Annotated in this window: 20 protein-coding genes, 1 tRNA gene and 1 pseudogene; 10 read left to right on the top strand and 12 right to left on the bottom strand. The window is 56.5% G+C overall.

Annotated elements, in window-relative coordinates:
* Positions 1 to 38: 38 nt before the first annotated feature.
* Entirely contained in the window at positions 39 to 2,612 is a 2,574-nt protein-coding gene (locus ACYVGU_RS12840) for a YfhO family protein (protein WP_460622422.1), read from the top strand.
* A gap of 161 nt (positions 2,613 to 2,773) precedes the next feature.
* A complete protein-coding gene (locus ACYVGU_RS12835) occupies positions 2,774 to 3,661 on the top strand; it encodes a 1-aminocyclopropane-1-carboxylate deaminase/D-cysteine desulfhydrase (protein WP_460622421.1) in 888 nt (295 codons plus the stop codon).
* Here ACYVGU_RS12835 and ACYVGU_RS12830 read toward each other — a convergent pair.
* Positions 3,658 to 4,875, bottom strand: a complete 1,218-nt coding sequence (locus ACYVGU_RS12830) for a hypothetical protein (RefSeq protein ID WP_460622420.1) — start codon at positions 4,873 to 4,875, stop codon at positions 3,658 to 3,660. The genes ACYVGU_RS12835 and ACYVGU_RS12830 overlap by 4 nt on opposite strands.
* A gap of 154 nt (positions 4,876 to 5,029) precedes the next feature.
* Between ACYVGU_RS12830 and ACYVGU_RS12825 the strand changes: the two genes are divergently transcribed.
* A complete protein-coding gene (locus ACYVGU_RS12825) occupies positions 5,030 to 5,659 on the top strand; it encodes a DUF4230 domain-containing protein (protein WP_460622419.1) in 630 nt (209 codons plus the stop codon).
* A gap of 51 nt (positions 5,660 to 5,710) precedes the next feature.
* Here ACYVGU_RS12825 and ACYVGU_RS12820 read toward each other — a convergent pair whose 3' ends face one another.
* Positions 5,711 to 6,214 (bottom strand): regulatory protein RecX, encoded by a 504-nt coding sequence (locus ACYVGU_RS12820; protein ID WP_460615046.1) that lies wholly within the window; start codon positions 6,212 to 6,214, stop codon positions 5,711 to 5,713.
* 200 nt (positions 6,215 to 6,414) lie between these two features.
* On the opposite strand from ACYVGU_RS12820, the gene ACYVGU_RS12815 reads away from it, so the two are divergent.
* On the top strand, positions 6,415 to 7,308 hold the full coding sequence (locus tag ACYVGU_RS12815; RefSeq protein WP_460615045.1) for a DMT family transporter: 894 nt from the start codon (positions 6,415 to 6,417) through the stop codon (positions 7,306 to 7,308).
* 86 nt (positions 7,309 to 7,394) lie between these two features.
* Positions 7,395 to 10,034 (top strand): DUF5686 and carboxypeptidase regulatory-like domain-containing protein, encoded by a 2,640-nt coding sequence (locus tag ACYVGU_RS12810; protein ID WP_460615044.1) that lies wholly within the window; start codon positions 7,395 to 7,397, stop codon positions 10,032 to 10,034.
* 80 nt (positions 10,035 to 10,114) lie between these two features.
* Here the strand turns inward: ACYVGU_RS12810 and ACYVGU_RS12805 are convergent, their stop codons facing one another.
* The 3 genes from ACYVGU_RS12805 to ACYVGU_RS12795 all read right to left on the bottom strand — a co-directional run bounded on the left by ACYVGU_RS12805 (position 10,115) and on the right by ACYVGU_RS12795 (position 11,807).
* Entirely contained in the window at positions 10,115 to 10,399 is a 285-nt protein-coding gene (locus ACYVGU_RS12805; protein ID WP_460622418.1) for a DUF4834 family protein, read from the bottom strand.
* Complete coding sequence (locus ACYVGU_RS12800; protein WP_460622417.1) at positions 10,399 to 11,175, bottom strand: class I SAM-dependent methyltransferase; 777 nt, start codon at positions 11,173 to 11,175, stop codon at positions 10,399 to 10,401. The genes ACYVGU_RS12805 and ACYVGU_RS12800 overlap by 1 nt, the downstream gene beginning before the upstream one ends.
* A 161-nt stretch (positions 11,176 to 11,336) precedes the next feature.
* On the bottom strand, positions 11,337 to 11,807 hold the full coding sequence (locus tag ACYVGU_RS12795; RefSeq protein WP_460622416.1) for a hypothetical protein: 471 nt from the start codon (positions 11,805 to 11,807) through the stop codon (positions 11,337 to 11,339).
* A gap of 142 nt (positions 11,808 to 11,949) precedes the next feature.
* Here ACYVGU_RS12795 and ACYVGU_RS12790 point away from each other — a divergent pair.
* Positions 11,950 to 12,022, top strand: a tRNA-Thr gene (locus tag ACYVGU_RS12790).
* 126 nt (positions 12,023 to 12,148) lie between these two features.
* Here ACYVGU_RS12790 and ACYVGU_RS12785 read toward each other — a convergent pair.
* Positions 12,149 to 12,718 (bottom strand): hypothetical protein, encoded by a 570-nt coding sequence (locus ACYVGU_RS12785; RefSeq protein ID WP_460622415.1) that lies wholly within the window; start codon positions 12,716 to 12,718, stop codon positions 12,149 to 12,151.
* Between the two features lie 422 nt (positions 12,719 to 13,140).
* On the opposite strand from ACYVGU_RS12785, the gene ACYVGU_RS12780 reads away from it, so the two are divergent.
* Entirely contained in the window at positions 13,141 to 13,899 is a 759-nt protein-coding gene (locus ACYVGU_RS12780; RefSeq protein ID WP_460622414.1) for an SDR family NAD(P)-dependent oxidoreductase, read from the top strand.
* 71 nt (positions 13,900 to 13,970) lie between these two features.
* On the opposite strand, the gene ACYVGU_RS12775 is transcribed toward ACYVGU_RS12780, so the two are convergent.
* Positions 13,971 to 14,345 (bottom strand): hypothetical protein, encoded by a 375-nt coding sequence (locus ACYVGU_RS12775; protein ID WP_460622413.1) that lies wholly within the window; start codon positions 14,343 to 14,345, stop codon positions 13,971 to 13,973.
* Positions 14,346 to 14,660: 315 nt separating this feature from the next.
* Between ACYVGU_RS12775 and ACYVGU_RS12770 the strand changes: the two genes are divergently transcribed.
* Both ACYVGU_RS12770 and ACYVGU_RS12765 read left to right on the top strand, forming a co-directional pair.
* Positions 14,661 to 15,254 carry a C40 family peptidase gene (locus tag ACYVGU_RS12770; protein ID WP_460622412.1) on the top strand — a complete coding sequence of 198 codons (594 nt, stop codon included), beginning with the start codon at positions 14,661 to 14,663 and terminating at the stop codon, positions 15,252 to 15,254.
* 167 nt (positions 15,255 to 15,421) lie between these two features.
* A pseudogene (locus ACYVGU_RS12765) lies at positions 15,422 to 15,775 on the top strand (YkvA family protein); the annotation flags it as partial.
* A gap of 519 nt (positions 15,776 to 16,294) precedes the next feature.
* Here ACYVGU_RS12765 and ACYVGU_RS12760 read toward each other — a convergent pair.
* The 5 genes from ACYVGU_RS12760 to ACYVGU_RS12740 form a co-directional block, all read right to left on the bottom strand.
* Positions 16,295 to 16,555 carry an acyl carrier protein gene (locus ACYVGU_RS12760; protein ID WP_460615036.1) on the bottom strand — a complete coding sequence of 87 codons (261 nt, stop codon included), beginning with the start codon at positions 16,553 to 16,555 and terminating at the stop codon, positions 16,295 to 16,297.
* A gap of 229 nt (positions 16,556 to 16,784) precedes the next feature.
* Positions 16,785 to 20,201, bottom strand: coding sequence for an efflux RND transporter permease subunit (locus ACYVGU_RS12755; protein ID WP_460622411.1), 3,417 nt, complete (start codon positions 20,199 to 20,201; stop codon positions 16,785 to 16,787).
* A gap of 73 nt (positions 20,202 to 20,274) precedes the next feature.
* Entirely contained in the window at positions 20,275 to 21,414 is a 1,140-nt protein-coding gene (locus tag ACYVGU_RS12750; protein WP_460622410.1) for an efflux RND transporter periplasmic adaptor subunit, read from the bottom strand.
* 19 nt (positions 21,415 to 21,433) lie between these two features.
* Positions 21,434 to 23,125, bottom strand: coding sequence for a TolC family protein (locus ACYVGU_RS12745; protein WP_460622409.1), 1,692 nt, complete (start codon positions 23,123 to 23,125; stop codon positions 21,434 to 21,436).
* Positions 23,126 to 23,148: 23 nt separating this feature from the next.
* Complete coding sequence (locus ACYVGU_RS12740; RefSeq protein ID WP_460622506.1) at positions 23,149 to 23,763, bottom strand: TetR/AcrR family transcriptional regulator; 615 nt, start codon at positions 23,761 to 23,763, stop codon at positions 23,149 to 23,151.
* A gap of 222 nt (positions 23,764 to 23,985) precedes the next feature.
* Here ACYVGU_RS12740 and ispF point away from each other — a divergent pair, with 222 nt between their 5' ends.
* Positions 23,986 to 24,465 carry a 2-C-methyl-D-erythritol 2,4-cyclodiphosphate synthase gene (gene ispF / locus ACYVGU_RS12735; RefSeq protein WP_460622408.1) on the top strand — a complete coding sequence of 160 codons (480 nt, stop codon included), beginning with the start codon at positions 23,986 to 23,988 and terminating at the stop codon, positions 24,463 to 24,465.
* The last annotated feature ends 74 nt before the right edge of the window (positions 24,466 to 24,539 follow it).

Raw genomic sequence — 24,539 nt, 5'->3', positions numbered from 1 at the left:
GCTCGGGGCAGATGGTTTTCCGACTTGTTTTAAGCCGAATGACAACTCCACTCCGTCCGGCCACCGCGCCGCTCTGGCGCCGGGTGCTTCCGCACCTGCTCGCCGTCCTGTTTTTCTTGGTGCTGGCCGCCGTGTATTTCTCTCCCATCCTGTTTGATGGCAAGACGCTAGCCCAGCACGACATCGTGCAGTTTAACGGTGGTGCCCACGAAGCGGCTCAGTACCGGGAGCAAACCGGCCAGGAAGCCCTCTGGACGAACTCCATGTTCTCCGGAATGCCTACTTACCTGATCAGTACCCGCTTTCCCGGCGACCTGAGCATTTACCTGCACAAGCTCTTTACGCTGGGCCTGCCAGCAGTAGTAGCTAACCTGTTTCTGGCTTTGGTGTGCGGCTATGCCCTCTGCATTGCCCTAGGCCTCTCGCCGCTAGTAAGTGTGGTAGGCGCCGTAGCGTTGGGTTTCACTAGCTACAACCTTATTATTCTGGCGGCCGGCCACAATACCAAAAGCCTTTCATTGGCCTATGCACCGCTGGTGCTGGCGGGGTTACTGGTCACGTTTCGGCGAAATAAGTGGCTGGGCACGGCACTCTTTGCTTTGGGGCTGGCCATGAACGTGCGCTCCAATCACCTCCAGATAACCTATTACCTGCTGCTGTTGGTGCTGATTTTTGGGGTAGTAGAGTTGGTGTTTGCTTTCCGCGAAAAGCGCTTGCCCGACTTCTTTACCCGCACGGCCTTGCTGGCACTGGCAGCCGTGCTGGCGGTGGGCGTAAGCTTTGGCCGCCTGTACACAACGGTGGAATATGGCAAGTACAGCATCCGCGGCAAATCGGAACTGACGACGCCGGCTCCCGCGTCGGCGGGCCAGCCCGCGGCTTCCTCCGATGATGTGGTGGGCTCAGGCCTTGATCGGGACTATGCCTTTGGCTGGAGCTACGGCGTGGGCGAAACCGCCACGTTGCTCATCCCCAACTTCTACGGCGGCGCTTCCCAGATGAAGCTCAGCGAAAACTCAAAAACCGGAAAGGCCCTGGCGGCCGCCGGCGTGCCACCCGTGCAGCTCACCGATTATCTGGCGCAAATGCCCACTTATTGGGGCGACCAACCCATTACCAGCGGCCCAGTGTATGTGGGCGCAGTAATATGCTTCCTGTTTGTGCTGGGCTTGCTGGTGGCGGATCGGCGCACCCGCATCTGGCTGTTGGTTGGCACGCTGCTTTCCATTGTGCTGGCCTGGGGCAAGAACTTCGAGACCTTCAACTACCTGATGTTCGACTACTTCCCAGGCTACAACAAGTTCCGCTCGGTGAGTATGGCCCTGGTAATTGCCCAGTTGGCCATGCCGCTGCTGGCCGTGCTGGCATTGGCCCGGGTACTACGCGCCGCCCCAACTACCACACCTGTTGGGGCTAGTTTACACCCTAGTCTTGCCGCCTTGGCCGGCCCTTCTGCCGATCATCCGGATACCGCGGCCATGAAGCAGCAGGTGCTGCGGGCCCTGGGCATCACGGCCGGACTGTGCGCTTTGGCTTTCCTGGCGGGTTTGGTGGCCGATTATGCGGCTCCGATTGATGCCCAGTTGCAGCAGCAGGGATTTCCACTGGATGCCATCCGGGCTGACCGGGCCTCGTTGCTGCGCACGGATGTATTCCGCTCCCTGGCCTTTATAGCTGCCGCTGGCGCAGTGCTGTGGTTTTTCCTGCAACGCAAGCTCTCAGCTGGCTTAGCTGCTGCGTTGGTAGGCTTGCTCACTCTGGTTGATTTGTGGAGTGTGGATAAGCGCTACCTCAACAACGACAACTTCCAGCGGGAAACTGTGGCCGAGCAGTTTGTGCCCTCGGCAGCAGACCAGCAAATTCTGCAGGACAAGGACCTGAGCTACCGCGTACTGAATCTGCAAAGCCCGTTTAATGAAGCCAATACCTCCTACTTCCATAAGAGCATTGGCGGCTACCACGGGGCCAAGCTGCGCCGCTACCAAGACCTGATTGAGCGGCAGATTATGCAGAACAATACGCAGGTGATTAACATGCTGAACACCCGCTATATCATCATGCCCGGCCAGCAAGGCCAGCCGGAACAGGTGCAGCGTAACCCCGGCGCCCTAGGTAACGCGTGGTTTGTAAGTGAAGTCCAGAAGGTGCAGAACCCCGATCAGGAAATAAATGCCCTAACCAAGCTGAATACGGCTACTACCGCCGTAATTGATGCCTCGAAGTTCTCCGTGCCCAAAACCACGTACGCAACGGCCGGTTCCAACATTGCCCTGACCAAGTACTCGCCCGACGCACTAACGTACCGGGCCAATGCGGCGCAGGATGGCCTGGTAGTTTTTTCGGAGATTTACTACGCCGATGGCTGGAATGCCTACCTTGATGGCAAAAAGGTGCCCTACCTGCGCGCCAACTATGTACTTCGCGCATTGCCCGTGCCGGCCGGCACGCACACCATTGAGTTTAAGTTTGAGCCTAGTGAATACGCCCTCGGCAACACGATTTCTCTGGTTTCGTCGATTCTGCTAGTTGCGGGCTTATTGGTTGCGCTGTTTTATGCCATCAAGCACCGCCCGGAGCCTCACTCTATACAGGACACGCTGCTGGCAGCCTAAAGCGCTAGGTTCCTTTCGGGCTTTAACCGTTATCCGGCAAAAAAGCACCGCACGTTTCTGCTGTCAGTAAGCCGTTAGTTTAGGGCTTGGGCAGCAGAAACGTGCAGTGCTTTTTCAAGTTATAGTGCGCCTATCATTCTTCTCATCCCTCGTTATTTGCCATGGTACTGCAGGAGCTTCAGGAGTCCATCGCCCTTCAGGCCGGCGTACGGCTTCTGCTGTTGCGCGACGATTTAAATCATCCTGAGCTGCCTGGCAATAAGTGGCGCAAGCTGAAGTATAATTTGCAGGAAGCGCAGCGCATGGGCCACAACACGCTGCTTACGTTTGGGGGTGCGTACTCTAACCATGTGGCGGCGGTAGCCGCTGCTGGCCGCCTCACCGGCCTGCGCACGGTAGGTGTTGTGCGAGGTGAAGAGCTGCGTGATAAGCCACTTAATCCAACCTTGGCCCAGGCCTGCGCCGATGGCATGGAGCTACACTTTGTAGACCGCACTACTTACCGGCGCAAGCACGACCCCGAGGTACTAGGTGCCTTGCTGCACGAAACCGGCCCGGCTTATATCTTACCAGAAGGCGGCACCAACGCCCTGGCGCTACCGGGCTGCGCGGAACTGGTGCCCGAGTTGCTGGCCCTAACGGATTTTGATACGTTGTGCGTGGCATGTGGCACTGGCGGCACCCTAGCAGGCCTGATACTGGGCCTCAACGGCCAGCGGCAAGCGCTGGGGTTTGCGGCGCTAAAAGGAGCCGACTTTCTGCGCCACGACGTGCAAAAATTGACGCAGCAGGCGGCTGGCCACACCTTCCAGAACTGGCAACTGCGCACCGACTACCACGGCGGCGGTTATGCCCGCCTGAGCCCGGAGCTGCGGGTATTTATCCGGGAGTTTCAACAGCGGCACAACGTACTGCTCGACCCTATTTACACCAGCAAAATGATGTGGGGTATTCTGGACCTTATGGCGCGGGGCTACTTTGCGGTGGGCAGCACGGTAGTGGCAGTACATACAGGCGGGTTGCAGGCTTGGGCTGGTTTTGAAGCCTAGGAAGCTACCTGTGCCGAGACTTGCCGTTGGCGTTGGGTTAGCCACTGCCCTACGCCTAACCCAGCCAACGCAAATACGCAGGGTAGCAGAGGCAGCAGAAAGCGCACGTCCCAGTCCTCCACGGTCATCATAACTACCAGTCCCTGCAACAAAATCATGCTGGCCAGGAACACCCGTGCCGGCAGCCATACCGCGCTGGTCCGCAGTCCGCGCAAGGCCAGCCAGTAGCACGGATAAATGAAGAGCACAATCAGGATGCTGTGCGTCCAGGAGTAGTAAAATTTAACGTAGCTGAAGAACAGTCCACCTTTTAGAGCCGCTAGTTTGGCAAAGTACACGGGGTTCGCCAAGATAAAATACCCTAGGCGGAATACCGGCGGCAAGCCATCGGGAGGGAACAGCATTGGCTCGGTGGGCTCCACTACCCAGGGCGTATAGCCATAGATAATTTCTCCGCGCAGGTAGGTTTCAACCAGCGTGAAGGTGAGCAGCAGCTTGTTCAGAATAATCCACCACACCGGTGTCAGCAGCACCAGTGCCAGCAGGGCCTGATGATATGCCTTCCGGCCGGGAAGTTGGCGCAAACCGGCCAGCACCGCTACAACCGCCGCAGCTGGCACCACAAATCCGTTGGGGCGCACAATGCCGGCCAGCACCACTAGCAGCCCAACTGCCAGCCAGCGGCTGCCCGGGCCGCGCCGGGCGCGTACTAGAGCCCAAAACGACAAAATAGAGAGGCTAGTAAATAACGACTCCGTAAGGATATACACGTTGAACTGCTGGGCATCGCGCCAGCCAACCAGGGCGGCGGTGGCCAGGGCGGCAGGTCGCCAGTCATCCGCAGCGGGAGTGAGCCGGCGGATGATTTGGTAAAAGGCGCGGGCTGCCACAGCACTAATCCCCATCTGGCCCAGCACAATACCCCAGTACCCCGTGCCCAGCTTCAGCCAGAAACTCACAAACAGCGGATAGCCGACGTAGCGCAGGTTATGGTCGTGCTCGAAGTACCACTCCTGCGCAATGCGGGTGCCATAGGCCAAGTAGCGGCCACTATCGTTCACGTACCGGGGGCCATGGTGCTGCCATAGCAAAGATACCTGCATCAGCACCCAGAGCCCGCCCAACAGCCACACGTGCCACGTGCGCAGCCACGCCGGGCCAACCTCGCGGGTGGCTGTTACACTAGGAGCCGGAAGACGTTCAACTGTTAGCATCAACCACAAAGATAGGGCTGGAACCGCGTAAGGCTGCAGAAATGAGGACCATGCGAAGCCCTTCTCCAGTTGCTTCTCGGCGCAAAGCACAACGCTACGAGCCTACTCTGCGTCTTTAGAGTACGCTTCTCCCATTTTTCGCTTTTTACCCTACATGCCCTATTTGCTGCGTCGCTTACTACCCTTTGCATTTTTAGTAGGCCTCGGCTGGTTTCTCTGGACGAAGGTTCGGCCTGCTTTAGCAGAGCTCGAAAATCCGCTTTCCACTGCCCCGCGCATCACCGTCACGCACAACACCGTGCTTGAAAAGGTAGAAGCGCTTGGCCGGATGGAACTGGTGCGCTATCAGTTTAAAGATGTAGTGGAGTACAAAAAAAGCACTTACCGCTTTCTGCCCGATGCCAAAGTAGCCCTTATTGTAGCCGGCCACGCCGTGGGCTGTCTCGATTTGCGCAAGGTGCGCGCCCAGGATGTGGTGCTAGAGGGCGACTCCGTGCTGCGGCTGGCCTTGCCGCCGGCGGAGCTTTGCACCTGGCAAGTCGACCACTCCAAAAGCAAAGTATTCAGCGTCGAGAACGGCTTTTTTCAGGATGCAGAGCTAGTAGATGCCGGCTATAAATACGCCGAGGCTAACGTGCGCACGGCCGCCCTGCAGTCGGGCATTCTGGCCCAGACGCAGCAGAACGCCGAGCTTATCCTACGGCCCATGCTGGAAACCATGACGGGTCGGCAGGTTATCCTCACGCAGCAGTTAGCCAATCCGCAACGGCCGGCCAAGCGCTAGGCCCGGCAGTGGCTCCAACCTCTTTTGCTTAGTTCTACTTAAACCACTAGGCTAGTCCTCGTCGTCGGGCTCCGGCACTTTGCCCAGCTCATCGAGCGCCATTTTTACTAGGTCCTGCTCGTAGCCTTTGCTTATCAGAAACAGTTGAATTTTCTGGCGGCGTATTCGGGGGTTGCGCTCCTTTTCTAGCCGGTCCTTTTTTTCCAGCAGGTTCACCAGGTTCTGGTAGTACTCGTCGCCGTCTATTTCCTTTAGCCCCGATTTGATGCAGTAGTCGGAAATACCCTTTTGCTTTAGCTCTTGCACAATGCGGCGGCGGCCCCATTTTTTGTTGCGATGATGGCCGCGCACATACGCCTTGGCGTAACGCTCCTCATCCAGCAGCTTTTCGCGGCTGAGCCGAATGATAATTTCGCCGGCCTCGTCCTCATCCAGGCCGTACTCACGTAGCTTGCTTTCCACCTCCTTCTGGTTGCGCTCTTGGTAGGCGCAGAAAGCAGCAATTTTTAGTAGGGCTTCGGCGGGGGTATAGAATTTCTTTTTAGGCGCCTGCATAAAAGCGGGAAGGGGGCTTGTACAAAGAATGGCAATCAGAAGTCAACAACCAGTTGCTACCCTTGATTCCGGAATGAACTACGAGGCGTGACATTTCGGGTTCGGGCCGGTTTTTGGGGTAGTACGGCGCGCAAGCTACATCCGCTGGCCGCTTCCTAAGAAAGGCCTTACGCCGTTTCCTACCTTTCCCTGCCCTCTCCATGAAGAACAGTATGGGTGTACGGTACATGCTGTTGAGCACGGTATTTTTTGCCCTGCTGAACGTGAGCGTGAAATTGCTGCACCACTTGCCTCCGCTCGAAATCATCTTTTTTCGTTCGGTAATTTCCTTGCTTTTTAGCTACAGTGCCTTGCGCCAGCAACGGGTAAGCCCCTGGAGTACGCCCGACAAACGGTTTTATCTGCTTTCCCGCGGTGTTACGGGGGCGCTGGCCATTATTCTGTATTTCTACACGCTGCAAACCCTGCCCCTCGCTACGGCCGTTACCATACAGTACCTGGCACCTATTTTCACGGCTATTCTGGGCATTTTTCTGGTAAAGGAGAAAGTAGCCGGCTGGCAATGGCTATTTTTTCTGGTGTCGTTTGCGGGGGTAGTGGTAGTAAAGGGCGTTGATACGCGGGTGGAGCCGTTGCAGCTGGCGCTAGGGGTTGCCTCGGCCATAGCCGCGGGGCTATCTTATAACTCTATCCGGAAAATGGGCGGGCAAGAACACCCCTTGGTGATCGTGCTGTACTCGCAATTGGTAGTAGTACCCATCAGCGCCCTATACACCGGGCTGAACTGGGTGGCGCCGCTGGGTTGGCAGGAATGGGCTTTGCTGGCACTTACGGGCGTGTTCACGCAGCTTTCGCAGCTCTACAAAACCAAGGCCTACCAAGCCGGGCCGCTGGCCAGTATCAGCAGCCTCGACTACCTGGGCATTGTGTATGCGGTGGGGCTGGGCTTCGTATTTTTTGAGGAGAGCTTCGGGCTCCCCTCTTACCTAGGGATGGCGCTGGTGCTGCTGGGTGTGAGCCTAAACACCTGGTATCTGTTGCGCCAGCGCCGAGTGGTAGCACCGCCGCGAGCCGCTGAAGAGGTGCCTGCATAAGTAACCCGCGTGTCATTTTTAGCGCAAAACCAACCATTGGCGGCGGTATTTCATCTATCTTGAAACTCCTCGTGACTTTACCCCAGATGCCCCGTTATTCTCTCGCGCTATTTCTATTTTTTTCGGTACTGACATCAGTGGCCCAGGCAGGCATTGTGCGTGGGCGTATTGTGGATGTAAAAGGCGCCCCGCTGGCTTTTGCCAACGTAGCCGTTCGCAATACCACCACCAGCACCGCCTCCAATGAGCAAGGCAACTACCAGCTGCGCTTGCCGGCCGGCACCTACGAGTTGGTGTTTCAGTACGTGGGCTTTAAGCCGCGCCTCGAAACGCTGCGCGTAGCCGGCGGCGACACAGCCACCACCCTCAACGTAACCCTGACGCCGGAAAACTACCAGCTCCGCGAAGTGGTAGTGCGCTCCACTGACAAAGACCCGGCCTATGCTATTGTGCAGCAGGCCATGCAGTGGCGCCGCTACCACCAGCGCGAGGTGGCCGCGTTCAAAGCCCGCACCTACATCAAAACCCTAGGCCGCTTTACGGATGTACCAGGCAAGATTCTGGGCCTAGTGAAAGTAGGGCCCGACATTAAGCCCGGTATTTTTTACCTCTCTGAAACGGTGTCGGAAATGAGCTTCCGCCAGCCCAATGTGGTCCAGGAGCGCATGATTTCCTCCCGGGTAAGCGGCGACACGAAGGGCATCAGCTTTAACCGGGCCAGCGCGGGCCGGGGCCTCAACTTCTACCAGAATGTACTGAAAAGCGGCTTTTCGGAGCGGGGCTTTGTGTCGCCGATTGCGGCCAACGCCCCGTTGTTTTACCGCTACGAGCTGGAGGGCAGCACCCGCCAGGGCGCCCTTCTTATTCATAAGATACGCGTGACGCCCCGCCGCCGCACCGATCCGGTGTTTGCTGGCCACATCTATATTGTGGATGGCACATGGCGCCTGCACTCAGTGGCGCTGGACCTAAGCAAAGACGCTCAGCTCGACTACGTGGATAACCTGCACATTGAGCAGATTTTCTCGCCGGCGCCCGGCCCTTCCGATGTATGGGTGATGCAGTCGCAGAAAGTGACGGTGGGCTTCACGGCGTTTGGGTTTAAGGGCAATGGCTACATCACGGCCATGCTCTCTAACTACAAGGTTACGCCCACCTTCCCGAACCGCCCGGCGCCCACTACCCCTGCCCCCGCTGCCAACCCCGACGCGCCGGATGACGCGCCGGTTACCCGCGAAACGGTAGCCCAAGTCAAGAAACAGAAGCCCAACCTAGCGGGCCTGACCAAAGCGGTGCGCCGCCAAAGCCGCCAGGCTGAGCCGCGCGACACCACGGGCCTGAGCATAGGTAAAATGAAGCGCGGCGAAGTGATGTTGGTAGAAAAAGGCGTGAATGAGCGTGACACCAGCTACTGGGCCGACATCCGGCCAGTGCCGCTTACGGAGGAAGAGCAGAAGGACTATCAAGTAAAAGACAGCACCGAGGGTATCCGTAACTCCCGGCCCTACCAAGATTCGTTGGACCGCAAGCGCAATGAAATTGGGGCTGGAAAGCTGCTGGTTACCGGATATGTGCACAGCAACACCTTCCGGAAGCGCCAGTGGTTTATTGCCCCAGTATTCAACATTCTGAACTATAACACGGTAGAGGGGCTAGTAGTAAACCCCGAGGCAACCTACACCCAACGCACCGACGACCGGCGCATGTGGTCCGTGACGCCGGCCCTGCGTTACGGCTTCAGCAACGAGCTGCTTAGCCCCAGCGTGGCAGCCTCCTGGCAGCTGGATGCGGTGAAGCTTTCCCGGGTGAGCATCCGAGCTGGTCGTATTATTGAAAACTTTGACCCAGGTAGCCAGCTTACGCCCTTCATCAACACGTACTACACTCTGCTAGAAAACCGCAATTATGCCAAGCTTTACCGCCGCGACGGTGTGCAACTAGGCTACGAGTGGGAACCGGTGAATGGCTTGACGGTGGAGGCCAAAACCAGCTACTTCACGCGCCATGAGCTGGAAAACACTACCTATAAGTTGCTGCTAGACCAAAAGGGCCAGGCTTTCACCCCGAATGCCCCCGTGAATGCCGAGCTACCAGGCGGCACCAGCTTTGGCCGTAATCAGGCCCTTACCACGGAGCTAACGGCTTCCTTCCGGCCCGGCCAGCGCTACATCACCCGTCCCGATGGCAAGTTCAACTTAGGCTCCAAATACCCCACGTTCCTGTTCACGTGGCGGCAAGGGGTAGGCGGGCTACTAGGGTCCGATGTGCGGTATACCCTGCTGGAAGCCGGCATTCGGCACTCCGTAAGCTTGGGGCTGCTGGGCACTAGCAATTATCGGGTGGCCGCTGGTTTCTTCCCGGGTTCGCCGCGCCTCTCGTTCATGGATTTCCGCCACTTCAGCGGCAACCGCACTTACCTCACCGAGGACTTCGCCAAGTTTCAACTGCTGGATTATTACCGCTTTAGTACCCAGGACCAGTTTTTGGAAGCCCACTACAACCACCATTTCAATGGGTTTTTGCTGAACAAGGTACCACTGCTGCGCCGTCTGCACTGGCAGGAAGTGGCCTCGCTTAACTATCTCACTACCCCTACCGCCAACCACTACCTGGAACTGGGGGTGGGCGTAGAGCATGTGCTTAAGTTTGGCCGGATTGACTTTTTCACCAGCCTACAGTCAGGCAAGCGCGCCGGCACCGGTATCCGGATGGGTTTCGGCTTTTAACTACGCTAGTACCATGCAAGAGCGGCTGCTGCGCGGAGTACACCTCCGAACAACAGCCGCTCTTTCTTTATGATCTGGGGCTATTTCAGCTCCTCAAAGTCAACGTACTCACCACCCGTAAACTCTTTTGGCTTTTTGGGTTTCTGACGGGGCGGTACATAGTCAACGTTTACCTCGCCCGTGTTGGTAGCACCTGAAGCGCGAGGGTCAGGACGCGGGGTTTCAAAGGGGGCGCCGCCAAACTGCTGCCCAAAACGCTGTGCTTGTTTCTTAACCAGTTTGCCGACTACTATCCGGAGTATCACGGGCAGCACAAAGCGCATGATAAGGGACAGAACCAGCAGAATGAGCAGGAATTTAACCATTAGCGAAGCTCAGAGGAAGAGGGCGAGGAGGTGGGTTGAAAGTAAAAATCGGCCGTAACGGCGCTGGTGAGCTGCGCTTCGGAACACGGTACGAGCTCAAAACGCTCGGAAAGCACAAATGGTTTATAGCCGAGCTCTGCCAGCAAGGACGTCACGGCCCGGCGGTTTTCCAAGCCATTGAGCTCCGTCTGGATAAGGGGCCGAAAACGGCGCAGCGTGGCTTGCATGTGGCGAAATACTTCGTGCTCAAACCCTTCCACATCGCACTTCACAAAATCAAGCCGGGGCAGGCTTGCAAACAACGTATCGGGCACGCGCATGGGCACCTCATAGGTGCGGGCATAGTGCTCATGGGGGTTGCTGGCGGCCACCTTGGTCATGCCGTGGTGCAGCAGGCCATTGCGCTCCGGCGTGCCCATTTGTACCATGGTATCGGAGCCGCCAAGCGCGTAGGGCAGCAGCGTCAGGTTCTGGACGCCGCTGAGCTGCACATTGTCTTTCCAGATGGCCTGAAAATCCGGAATGGGCTCCACGGCCAGCACCTGCCCCTGTGGGCCCGCCAGCCGAGACAGGGCCACGGAGTAGTAGCCCAGGTTGGCGCCAATATCCAGACACACAAATCCGGGCTTGATAATCTGTTGCAGGAAAAACAGCTCGGGGTACTTTTGGCGGCCCCAGCCCGCTTCTACCAGCCGCAGGTACACCCGACTTACTAGCCGGATGTAGCGCTCAAAACCCAGTGTGCGGACCAGCAGCTTGCGCAGTTGTTTCATCATAACACCGCAAAGATGCCGGAAACCGAGGAAATCAGAATTCTCAGGCTCTTAAATCAGAAATAGGCAAAGAAACCTCACGCCACAACGTGCCTGCTATTTACTAGGTACCCAACTTGGCCCGAACCTACTTACTGCACCAGAGCACGCATTTTTGCAGTTATCTACTCTCGAGCTAGCTGCCGACTCCAGAGCTGCGACACGCTTGCGGCCACTAAGCCGCCTAGTAGGTACCATGCCACCGTCATGGCCTTGGTTTGCGTGGTTCGGTTACTTGGTCCGTCGCCGAGGCCTAGTGGCCCGGGCAGCACCACACCCCCAACGCCGGCAGCCAAACCCAAGGCTGCCCCGCGCCACCATACCCCGGAGCCCGTGCCTACTAAGCTGTAATACAACCCGTTGCTCACTAGGTCGCCGAGCATGGTAAGGCCATAGGCCGTATCTGCATCGGGTTGCGGAGCGTTGGCTTTGAACAGAAGCTTGCGCAAACCTCGCTCCCCCAGAATATCCATGCGCGGCGCATCAATGGGGCGCACTTGCCGCATGGTTTCGTGTACCAGAGTCAGGACCAATGCGCCGGCAAAGCCGCTGCCTACTGCTTGGCCGAGAGAAGAAATTGAGGTGGAAGAGTTCATAGCGGATAGTTGAGTAACGAGTGACGAATGCGGTTTGACTGCTGAAATACGGGGTTTGGCAAAAAATTACCCCTAGGGTTTGCACGTTGTTCGGTGGGCTTTCTATCTTTGCTGCCCCTACCGGATATGCTGGTTCGGAAATGCCTCTTTAGCTCAGTTGGTAGAGCAGCTCATTCGTAATGAGCAGGTCGTTGGTTCGAGTCCAATAAGAGGCTCTCAAACGCCGCTTTCCTTTTCAGGGAAGGCGGCGTTTTTTTATGGCCGTTGCTACACACAAAAGCGGGCGGAAAGATGGGTATCTCTCCGCCCGTTCTGGCGTTTAAGGCAAATTTGAGGTTGGCTTACAGATCGGTAGCGTAGTCGTCCTCGCCGTACGTGCGCGACGTGGTGCCGCGGTATACTGACTCGCTGGAGCTATTCCACTTGTCTGAGCTTTTCTTGTCGGCGCTGTTCCACTTCGAGCTCTTGTCGCTGCTATCAGCGGAGCCGCGGTACGAGCGGTAGGTTTCGCCTTTTGAGCTGCTGCTCTTTGAGCGCAGCGCCAGCCAGCTTAGGCCGCTTACCAGCAGGGCGCCTCCTACCACCTTCTGGGTAGGCGACAGCCGGTTAACCTGGTCGATGGCTTTCGTGCCTAGGTCCTTTACTTGCTTTAAGTCGATATTTTTCAGCCACTGCTGCTGATCCAGCCACGAGTTCTGCTGGCCCGACTGGCTAGAAGAGTTCGAACGGCCTTGCGATGAAGCTCCCGATGACTGCGAGCCGGAGCGGCTAGCCTCGTTGTAGGCCGAAGAAGCTGTGTTATCCGCATTTTCAGCGGAGCCGCTGGCGCCTTGGTTGGCCTCGTTGGCAGGAGTGAAGGTTACGTGCTTATGGGCGGGAGCGCCGGGTTGGTTGGGCTTTTGCGTACTCATAGAAAGGAGGGTTAGGAAGTAGAACTAATTGAAATCAGGCGGTTAGCCGATTTCTATCCCCTATTCGTGAAAACCCTTCCGAAGGTTATAATTGTTCTGGTAAAATTTATTAAATATTAGCCTAATCCAACTTAATTCTGTTTTTCGAGCTTGCAGGCGGCTCCCAATTGGTAGCTGGTGTATACAACTACGAAGGCTATTAATTGAAGTGCGCCAGGCTAGATGCACGTGGCGTGTGCTATAAAACAGGCATGAGGTTTTGGGCAATTTCTGCTCTTCGCTCAAGCAGAACGGTACTCCGGATACTTTCGCTTACCTCTACTTGCCTCAAACTTCCGTATTCTGGCCTAATACCAGCCAACCGAACCAACAATCAGTGGCCTGTTCTGTTGGTTGCCAGCATCTACCCTACCTGTACTGCCATGCCATTTTCCTCTGTGCCCGACCGTAACAAGCGCTTCCAACACAAGATTTGTCTGGTGACGGGCGCTACCTCGGGTATTGGTCGGGCCGTGGCTATCCGGTTGGCACAGGAGGGTGGCAGTGTGGCCGTACTAGGTCGCGATGCGAACGAAGGCAAGGAAACGGTTCAGCTTATCCAAAAAGCAGGCGGCAGTGCCCTGTTTATCCGGACAGATGTAGGTAAAGACAGCCAGCTGGTGCGCGCCGTAGAGCGTACCATAAAAGAGTGGGGTCGCATCGATGTATTCATCAACGACGCCGGCATGATGACCTTTGACTCCATCCAGAAACTAGACCCCAAGCATTGGGATGAGCTCATGCAGGTAAATCTGCGGCCGTTGTTCCGGCTGACCCAGCTCTGCCTGCCTCATATGAAGCACGGTGCCATTGTCGCTGTCAGCTCGGTGCACGCGGCACAAACTACGCCCAATGTAGTACCCTACGCCGCCAGCAAAGGCGCCACGGAAGCCTTTGTGCGCGGCCTCAGCCAGGAAGTTCCGCATACACATGCGCGCATCAACGCTGTGGCCCCCGGCGCTGTGGATACGCCCATGCTTTGGAATAACCCCAACGTAAAAAACGGCCACGAAAAAATTACGGGGCAGGTAGGTACGCCCGAGGAGTTGGCGGCGGCTATCTGCTTTATGGCTTCACCTGAGGCTAGCTTCATCAATGGTACAACCCTGGTGGTAGATGGTGGCCGCTTGGCGGCACTCTAGGCAGCTACTACCGGTGGCACCATAGGGTTTGGCCTACCTGCATACCTAGTAAAATAACCTATACCGGTAGTCTACGCCTTGCCCTGCTTGGCTTTGGGTGTGGGATGGCGCTCGGCTTCAGTTGGCAATGGTAGCCCTTGCGCGTACAGATGGGCATTGAGCTCGGCAGCTTCGCGAGCAGCTACTTCAAACGGGATGTTATAGTAGCCGTGGCGCATCCAGTCGAGGAGGTAACGCGCCAAGAAGCCTAGCCGACCAAACTGCCGATACTGCTGGATGTGCTCCATCTCGTGCGCCACCCAAAACGGGTCGCGCAAAAACTCCTCTTTGGAAACCCCGCTCAGGTGAATGCTGGCGCCGAGCACCATGGCCACATTGCCCGCCCCGAGCTTCAAGCGAGCGAGGCGGGCCAACGGGGAATTCTCAACAATACGGGGCAGCTCCATAAGCAGGTAAAAACGGGCCGGAGTATACGCAGACGGTTTCAGACGAGTTGGCTAATACGCCATGAATTTTCCCAAAAAAACTTGTCCAATTAGAAGAACTTTCCTCTAAAAAGGTACCAAAGCTTGGTGCTTCCGGAAATTTAGACCTAGCTTTAACCACTGGCCATCGAACTGGACTACTAGTTCAACGACCAAAAAGACCTTTTTTGTTTCTCTTTTTGCTATCCGGACTGCCCGGTTGCCTATCAAATAAAGGAAGTACGCCTACGCTATCTGGTTGCCCCCGATAGTGCTTTTGACACCCCTCGACGGACAATGAAAAACAGCATACTGTATTGCCTCGCCGCGGCCTCGATGGTCCTCTCTTTTTGCTTCGAATCCAATCCTACGGCTGCTTCCTCAGCCTCAACTGCCCAAGAGGCATCTTTCTTTAGCACGCTGCTCTCCGGCACGGACGAGCCCCGCCTGCTTACTTCCTCTGATTCTCTGGCCTACGATAAAGTAGCCCATAAGCTAGGCATCGATGCCAGCTATACCGAAGACCAGTCATTGCTCGAAACTGTGGTTTCCTGGCTCGGCACCCCTTACCGCTACGGCAGCAACAGCAAAAGCGGCACCGATTGCTCCGGGTTTGTAACCCGCGTTTTCAAAGAAGCTTACGGCATTACCCTGCAGCGCAGTTCCCGCTCCATGTTCAGCAGCGTGAAGCATGTGCAGAAAAGCGAAATGCAAACCGGCGACCTGGTGTTCTTCCGTCGCGGCCCCGGCCAGCCCATCTACCACGTAGGTATTTATCTGAAAGATGGCAAGTTTGTGCATTCGGCCACCAATGGCGGCGTGATGGTAAGCTCGCTAAACCAGGCCTATTACAGCCGCAATTTTTATGCTGCTGGTCGCGTAGACCGCTAGGCCCCTTACGCACAGCAACCGATTGTAAACGCTTCGTTCAGCAGAACGAAGCGTTTTTTGTTTTTTTGCAGCTTTCTAACCGCTTAAAACCATTTTGCTCCAACGGAGTATAGCACCACGTTGGAGCATTTGTCTGCTCCTGCCACCATTCTCTCTCCTACCGCTCCATGGACAAGCAAAACCCTAAAGGCGAACATATTGCCTCTTCCCCCCTCTTCAAAAAGTTTGTCGGCAAAGCTGAAGAGTACGTAAAAAAGCCCACGCGCATGAAGCAGCTGCTGAATGACGCGTACCAGAAGGCCAGCGACAAAAACGACGTGGGTACCATTGCCCACGAGGCTTGGGAAACGCTCCAGTCGTTGTTCCGCCTCATTCGCACTTCAGTTTCCGGCGAGTACACCGGTCTGCCCACTTCTACAGTAATAGCGGCGGTGGCCGTCACCATTTATTTTCTGAGCCCCATCGACCTGATTCCGGACTTCATTCCGGTACTAGGCTTGCTTGATGACGTAGCCCTAGTGGCCTGGTTCAGCACCACTATCAAAGAAGAAATGGACAAGTTTCTGGAGTGGGAGAAGACCCGCCCCACACTGGTAAGTGACGCCGTCATTGTGGAAGACAAGGCAGCTCATTCGCCTTCTATCGACCCCGTGGAAGCACCTGCTGTTAATCGCTCGGCTTCTTCTAACACCGATTCCGGCATCAGCTCGCCTGATAGCAGCAAGCCGGCTCCGACCACTATTACTGACCCAACTACTCCGGCTGATGCTAAGCCGCACGCTGATGCTGCTGCCAACACCACGGACAGCAGCCGCGAGCCACGCCTCAGCGCCGACTCCGGCCGGCCCAGCGGCGGCGACGCAGGCGGCAACGTTCGCTAGCCGTTCGTAAGCACCCAAACAAGCCAAAGCCCCTGCAGCCAGAATGCCATTCACATGGTACTCTGGTTGCAGGGGCTTTGGCTTGTTTGGGTACCTAGTAACTCTTAAGGAGAGAAACATAGCACAGCACCAGTTGGGCGGTTGCTACGCCTGCAGCTACTAGGCTGCTTTTGCGTGCGAAGTCACGTAATCAACAAAGTCGCCAATGGTAGCCAAAGGCACTTCATCGGGGATGGTGATATCAAAATTACGCTCCAGCTCCAGAATGATATCGACCACATCTACGGTGTCGAAGCCCAGCTCCTGGCTGAGGTTGCTGCCAATACGCAGGCGCCGGGCCTTTATAGCCTTGCGCTTGCTGATAATGCGCAGCACTTGCTGCTGAATGGTTTTGGGGTCGGTAGTCGTTGAGAAATACATAAGAGAGAACGACAGGGTACGAGATGCTACTAACACGGGTGGGCCTGGTCCGTCAGACGTTCCCTCGCCCTTTCGGGCGGAGGAGTACTGTGGGCAACAAAATGGTTGCAAGGCTTCCCAGAAAAATTGCACTAGCCGCTTGCGCTGAGCTCTTCCCTCTGGCAAACACGGCCAGTACCTCCAAGGATACCAAGCCAATGTTTGCCAGGGGTTTGAGCAGAAATCAAGCCTAGTACTCAGCCAGCACGGGCGGGCGAGCGGCCTCTACTTCTTCGGTAGATACCGGCGACTCCGGATTCTTATTCAGACGCAGTTTCAGGCTTTCGGTGAGCAGGTACATCACCGGCACCACCAGCAGAGTAATTCCGGTGGCAAAAACCAGTCCGAAGATGATGGTCCAGGCCAGCGGGCCCCAGAAGGTTACCGATTCGCCGCCGATAAAGAAGTTGGCGTGGCCCGAGTTGAACAGCTCGTAGAAGTCGATGTTCAGACCGATTGCCAGCGGAATCAGACCTAGGGTGGCGGCCGTAGCCGTCAGAATTACTGGGTTCAGACGCGTCCGGCCGGCCAGCACAATGGCCTCCCGCAGCGGCATGCCTTGCGAGCGAAGGATATCCGTGAATTCCACGAGCAGAATACCGTTTTTCACCACAATACCAGCCAGTGCAATTATACCCACGCCCGTCATTACGATACTGATGTTCATGCCCGTTACGGCCAAGCCCAGCATTACCCCAATAATCGAGAAGATAATCTCGGTCAGAATGAGGATAGGCTTGCTCACGGAATTGAACTGCATCACCAGCACCAAGAAGATAAGGGCAATAGCGCCAACGGCCGCCACTCCCAGGAAGGAGCTGGTTTCCTGCTGATCTTCCTGCGCGCCACCCATTTTAATGGTGTAGCCTGCCGGCGTTGGGTAAGCTTTCAAGGCCGTTTCAATCTGGCGCACCACATCGGGCCCGGTAAAGCCGCTGAGCACGTTAGACGAGATGGTAATCACCCGCTTCACGTCTTTGCGCTTGATACCGCCATAAGTAGTGCCGTAGCGGACGTTGGCCACCGACGAAATCGGAACCTGCCGGATGGCGCCGGTAGCGTCGCGGAACGTGAGGGGCGAGTTCAGGATGGCATCCACATCGGAGCGGTAAGGCTCGGCGTAGCGCACCTGAATTGGGTACTCGTCGTCGGGGGTCTTAAACTTGCTGGCCTCAGTGCCATAAATGGCCGTCCGAACTTCAGAGCCGATCTGGGCCGTGCTGATGCCTTCGCGGTTAGCGCGCACCCGGTCAATGTCTACCGCAATTTCGGGGTTGCGGTCTTCCAGGTTCGAGCGCAACTGCTCCACGCCGCCAATCTTCAGCGAATCAATGTAGCGGGTTACTTTCTTGGAGAGCTTGGCCAGGGTCTGGTAGTCGTCGCCGGCTACTTCAATGGCAATGGGCTTACCCGTAGGCGGTCCGCTCGATTCCTTGTCTACGGAGATTTCCGCGCCGGGAATGCCTTTCACTACCTCCCGGATTTTGTCCATGTAAGTAAGCGTCGGCGGGCCCGTACGCTCACTCATCTCCTTGAACGCCACGGCAACCTTAGCCAGATTCGACTGCGACGTACCAGAAGCCGAAGCCTCGCCGGGGTCGCTGGCGCCAATGGCCACGTTTGTGATGATGGATTCTACGTCGGGGTTATTCTCCCCTACTACGCCATTAATCCGCTTTTCCAGCACCCGGGCAACCGAGTCAGTAACTTCTACGCGCGTACCTACCGGCATTTTCAGGTAGGTGTACACAAATTTGGGGTCGCCGCTAGGGAAGAAGTCTACTTTGGGGCTGCGCGCGCCCACCGCAAAAATCGACACGAAGAACAGCACCACCATGCTTATCATCACCAGCGCCGGGTGACTGATGGCCCAGGTTACTAGGCTGGCATAGCCGTTCTGGAAGCGGGGCAGCACCTTGGTCTGGAACGCGGCAATCATGTAGATGAACACGAACTTATCCAGGAAGCAGAGCACGATGAGAGTCAGCGTTAGGTTGCCCACAAACGTGGAGCCGGCCACGTAGCCAATCACCGCAATCAGCGTCAGCACACCCATGGCTATCAAGAAGTTCTTGGTCAGCTTGGGCTTGTTGTCTTCGGCATGGTGGTCTTCGCGCTCCATGAACGACACGGCAAACACCGGGTTCATGATGAAGGCCACAATCAGCGACGACATCAGGGTCAGGATCAGCGTGACGGGGAGGTAGAACATGAAACTACCCACAATTCCCGGCCAGAACATCAGCGGCACGAACGGCGCAACTGTGGTAAGCGTACCGGCCAATACCGGAATAAACACCTCGCCGGCAGCGTATTTCGCAGCTTGCGCCGTCGTCAGGTTGGGGTGCTCGTGCAGCAGGCGGTGTGTGTTTTCGATTACCACAATGGCATCATCTACCACAATACCCAGCGCCAGCAGGAAGGCGAAGAGCACAATCATGTTCAGCGCAAACCCGAAGCCCGGCAGCAGCACAAAAGCCAGGAACATCGAAATCGGTACAGAGAGACCCACGAACAACGCGTTGGTGGTGCCCATGAAGAACATCAGAATCAGCGTTACCAGAATAAAGCCGATGATGATGGTATTGATCAGGTCGTGCAGCGTAACGCGGGTATCATTGGAGGTGTCGCCGGTTACGGTTATGGTCAGTTCCTTGGGTAGCGTTTTCTTCGACTCGTCAACGATCAGCTTGATCTTGTCGGAGGCGTCGATCAGGTTTTCGCCCTGGCGCTTAATCACGTTCAGGGTTACGGCCGTTTTGCCATCGAGGCGGGCATACGATTCCCGGTCTTTAAAGGCATCGGTTACGGTGGCAATGTCACCTAGGCGTACAGCCGAGCCGTTCAGATTCTTCACCTGAATATCGGCAATGTCGGCGGCGCGCACGTATTGGCCGGCTACGCGCACGGCCCGCTTCTGGGAACCAACATCCACGGAACCACCTGAAATAGTAATGTTCTCGCGGGCAATAGCGGCGCTGATGTCAGTGAAGCTCAGGCGGGAAGCCCGCAGGCGGTTCAGGTCTACGTCTACGTTCACCTGCTGGTCCAGGGCACCGATAATATCTACCCGGGTAATTTCGGGCAGGGCCTCAATCTTATCCTGGAACTCGTCGGCAAACTTTTTCAGCTGGCTCACGGGCAGGTTGCCGGCCAGGTTCACGTTCATAATCGGCAGCTCCGAGAGGTTTACTTCCTGCACGGTAGGCGGCGAAGGCAAGTCGTTGGGCAGCTCGTTCTGAGCCTTATCAACGGCGTCCTTGATGAGCTGCTTGGCGTATTGCACGTCCACGCCGGAGTCAAACTCCACGTCCACGATGCAATAGTCCTGGTTGGAGGTAGAGCTGATTTTCTTTACCCCGTTTACGCTCTTGATTTCCTTTTCCAGCTGGCGCGTCACCAGGTTTTCAATGTCCGTGGGCGAGGTTCCAGGATAAATAGTGGCCACGATGATACGCGGAATCACGATATCTGGAAACTTCTCTTTTCCTAGCTTGATGTAGGAGAAGATACCCGCCACGCACAGCAGCAAGGTGATAATGTAAATACTGGTTTTATTATCAATCGACCAGGAGGTCGGCTTGAACTCTTTCTCTAAATCCTGCATGAGTTCTGGTTTTGACGTTCTGGTGGTAGCTCAGCTCCCTAGCCTGCCCTGGTGGGCAAACCGGCAGCGCCTGCTATAAACTCACCACTTGGCCTTCGTTCAGGTTTTGGTAGCCCGCTGAAATCACTTGGTCGCCGTTCTGCAGGCCGCCGGTCACTTCCACCTTACCGTTGTAAGTATTGCCCGTCTGGATGATACGCTTGGCGGCCACTTTCTGCCCACCTTTCTCGCTCACTACCAGCACGAAGCTATTTTGTTCATCCTTCTGCACTAGGTCAACGGGTAGCACCGTGGCGTTCGGGCGGTCATAGTTCTGAATGCGCACGTTGGCCACCATATTGGGGCGCAGCTGGCCGGCTTTGTTGCCGTTCAGGCGCAACTCCGTGGTGAAGGTGCGGCTGGTAGGGTTGATGGTGCTGGTTACCACACGTACAGTAGCAGTCATTTCCTCGGGGCCTAGGTCCGGAATAGACACCAAGGCCTTGTCGCCGGCTTTGATGCGCGAGGCGTAGGCTTCTGAAACATCCACCACAATTTTACCGGTACCGCTGCCGCTGAGCAGTTTCGCCACCGGCGAGCCAGGTGCTACGGCTTCGCCCAGCTTGGGCAGCACATCATCTACGGTACCCGCGAAAGGAGCCACCACGCTGTACAGGGCCCGCTGCTGGTTTAGCGTAGCCAGGTTGCGCTGCAACGCCTGGTAGTTGTTTTTAGCCTGGAGGTATTGAATTTCGGTACCGATTTCCTGTTTCCAGAGGCGCTCCTGCTTTTGGTACACCACACGGGCTAGGTCCATGCGGGTGCGCAACTCAGCAATGCTGGCATCAAGTACCGAGGCATCAATGGTAGCCAGGGTCTGGCCTTTGCTTACCCGGTCGCCGCGCTGTACGCGCAGGCTGGTAAGCGTACCGGCCGCGCGGGCCGCTACGGTAGCATTCTGGTCGAAATCAACCCGGCCTTGTACTTCCAAGTAGCTTTTAAAGCTTTCGGGAGCAACACTGATAACGGAAACGGGGGTAGCCTGAATGGCCGCTTTTTCACCGGTAGTACCGGCTTTGGCTTCCAGCTCAGCAATTTTGGCTTGGTTAGAAGCTTGCTCTTGCTTCAGCTTGGCCAGTTCAGCTTTCGGATCTTTCTCGCCGCAAGCAGTGAGCAGGCCCAAGGTTAGCAGAAAGGCGGAAGTAGCGTATTTCATGGGGAAGAGGGTAGTCATAAGAGAGGAAAGCAAGAGCTTACTTTTTCGCCTGGCTGTATAGCTCGCCAGTGGCTTTATCACGATCGACTTTAGCAACCAGCACATCGTAGAGGGCGGCGTAGTAGTTGGTTTGCGCCTCGCGCAGGGAGGTTTCGGCGGTTACTACCTCCAGGTTGGAGCCCACCCCTTCCTTAAACTTGATGCGCGATACGCGGGCTACCTCATCGGCCAGCTCTAGGTTAGCCTTCTGGTTATCCAGTACATCCAGGGCGTTGATGAGGGTAGTGCGGCTCTGGGCATCCTGCAGGTCAATGCTCTGGCGCAGGGTCTCGAAGCCTTTCTCAATGGTCTGCTGCTGAATGCGAGCTTGCTGCACCTGGTATTTGCGGCGGAAACCATCAAACACCGGAATCTGCAGGCTCAGGCCCACGTTGCCGAAACCAAACCAGTTCTGGTTCGGGAAGCCGTTGGCCGCCCGGGAATCAGGTCCGCGGAAAGCAAACAGGTCGCCGCGGGTGTTGGCCGAGCCCGTGAAACCGTAGGCCGCCGTAGCCAGCAGGCGCGGATAAGCACCTGCCCGACGGTTGGCCAGGTCGAGGCCGGCCAGGGCCTGCTGGGTTTCCAGGGTCGAAAACTCGATGCGGTTGTTGTAGTTGAAGGTAGCCGACAGCTGCCCCGTGCGGCCTCCGCTGAGGGCCGTCTGCTGGTCCTGGCGGTTTTGCTCGGTAGCGTTGCCAGTGGCCGGAGCCGGTGCTGCAGGCACACCACCCAGCCCGCTTACACCGCCACCGGTTGCGAAGTCGGCGGCACCTAGGCGCTGGCGCAACGCGCTGGCATCTACCACAGCCGAGTTAAGCGAGTCGGTCAATTGCACGGTTTGGCCCTGGGGCAGGCCCATCTGGAACTTCAGCAAGGCTACGCTCAGCTCCGTGAGGCGCTGGGCTTTCTGCTGCTCCACTACTAAGTTGTTGCGCTGCACCTGTAGGCGCTGCACGTCCAGCTTTTCGGCAAAACCAGCCTTAAAGGTTTCGTTGGTTTGGTACAGAATGGTATCGAGGCGCTGCACGTTGCGGGCCAGCAGCTGCAGCCGCTCGCGGGCTACCAGGGTGCTGTAATACGCCTTGCTCACCTGCTCTACCACATCAATTTCGGCCTGCTGAGTTTGCTTCTGGGCCAGCTGCTCGTACACCTTAGCTGCTTTCAACCCGATAAGGTAAGATCCATCAAAGAGCAGCTGCGACACCGAGGCACTGGTGTTGCCGGCGTGCCGCAACCCGAAGGCAATAGCTTGCGGGGGCACCGGGTCGGCGGGCAGCGTAATGGGTTCAATGTTCACCGTTTGGCCGGCCTGGGCCGCGGCAATATCGGCGGCCGTCAGGGGTGTGGCGGTTTTGCCACCGGCAAAGGCGCCAAAATCTACTAGGCTTTTCTGGAGCTTGAAGTTATCAGCCAGGTTAGCGGCTACGTTTACCTGCGGCAGGCCCGCCGCCCGGATTTCGCCCACCCGCGCGCGCGCCGTCTGCTCGCCCAAGCGGGTGGCCAGCAGCGAAGACTTGTTCTGGATAGCGTACTCAACGGCCTGCTGCAACGACAGAGGCAGGTTGCCGGTTGGGGCCGCCTGGCCAGCTAGGGCCGGGCGCGCCGCAGGGGTCTGCGCCAGTGCGGCGCCTGCGGGGGCCAGCAGGCCCGGCCCGGCGGCCAGCAACAAAACGCGGAGGTTATTTTTCATATGCAAAAAGCGGGGAGTGTAGCTTATTCTTCTTCCGTCACATGACGGTACTCGTTGATGAGCTTGTGGCCTTTGAGCGTTACCATGCCTAGCAAAAAGTGCTCATTGCAGGCCATTTGTACCCGGCTCTGGTTGAACTGAGTATGCGGGAAGAGTGCGGGGTCAAAGAGGATATCAATCTGGGCCAGGCGCAGGCGCGAGAGAACCTCAATGTCTAGATCAGCACGGTAGAGGCCTTCGGCAACGCCACGGCGCAGGTTGTCCTGAATCTGGCTGAGGATGTATTTGTTTTTGTGAGTGTGAAACAGATTCCAAGCCTCGGGGTAGTATTTGCGCAGGTCATGAATGGCGTTGGGGTTTACCTCAGCAAACTGACGTTCTGCCCAATCCATCATCTGCACCATCTCGTCCACCGCGTTCTGGGTTTTGCCGATGATGCCTTCACACTCCCCTTGCACACCGTTCAGGTGATTGGCAATAACCGCCGACACAATCTGGTCTTTGTTTTCAAACCACTTGTACAGAGTCTTTTTGGAGATGCCTAAATGAGTAGCAATGTCATCCATTGACACGCTCTTGATGCCGTTGCGGGTAAAGAGCCCCAGGGCCGCTTGCAGGATTCTATCTTTCACTTCCATCACTTCGTGGGCAAAGGTACTATGGAAACTTTAAATGATTCCTAAGTTTCCATTAGTATTTTGCTATCAATTCCTAGCGGTAGATAGTTCCCCATATTCTCTGACGATTAGCAAACCTATATACTTTAGCCGGCCGCAACTTTTTTTGGGTTTGAGGCGGCGTATGGCCTAGTCCGCTGCGTTGGTGTACCTTGCCACTCTGTTCCCCAAACTTTTGCTTTTATGAAAATTCGTACCGGCTTCGGCTACGACGTGCACCAATTGCGGGAGGGCCTGCCCTTCTGGCTCGGCGGCATTCAGGTGCCCCACACCCACGGCGCCTTGGGCCATTCCGATGCCGATGTGCTCATCCACGTTATATGTGATGCGCTACTGGGCGCGGCTAACCTGCGCGACATTGGTTTCCATTTCCCCGACACCGACCCGCAATACAAAGGCATCGACTCGAAGCGTTTGCTGGCGGAAGTGGTGCGCCTGCTCACGGAGCGCGGCTATACTATTTCCAACATCGATTCCACCATTTGCCTGGAAGCGCCAAAAGTAAATCCGCACATTCCGGAAATGCAGCGCGTACTGGCCGAGGTAATGGGCATCGAGGAAAACGACATCAGCATTAAAGCTACTACTACTGAAAAGCTGGGCTTTGTAGGCCGGCGCGAAGGTGTGGCCGCGTACGCGTCGGTGCTCATCATGCAACCCTAGCCCGCAATCCGGTGAATTTGTGACAGGCGCTGCTGCGTTGCCGCGGGTACTATATGGGCCGTAGTTCCTAGGTT

Source organism: Hymenobacter tenuis, assembly GCF_054780495.1.
The sequence above is the reverse complement of the archived record's forward strand: the minus strand, read 5'-3'. Positions and strand labels throughout refer to the sequence as shown.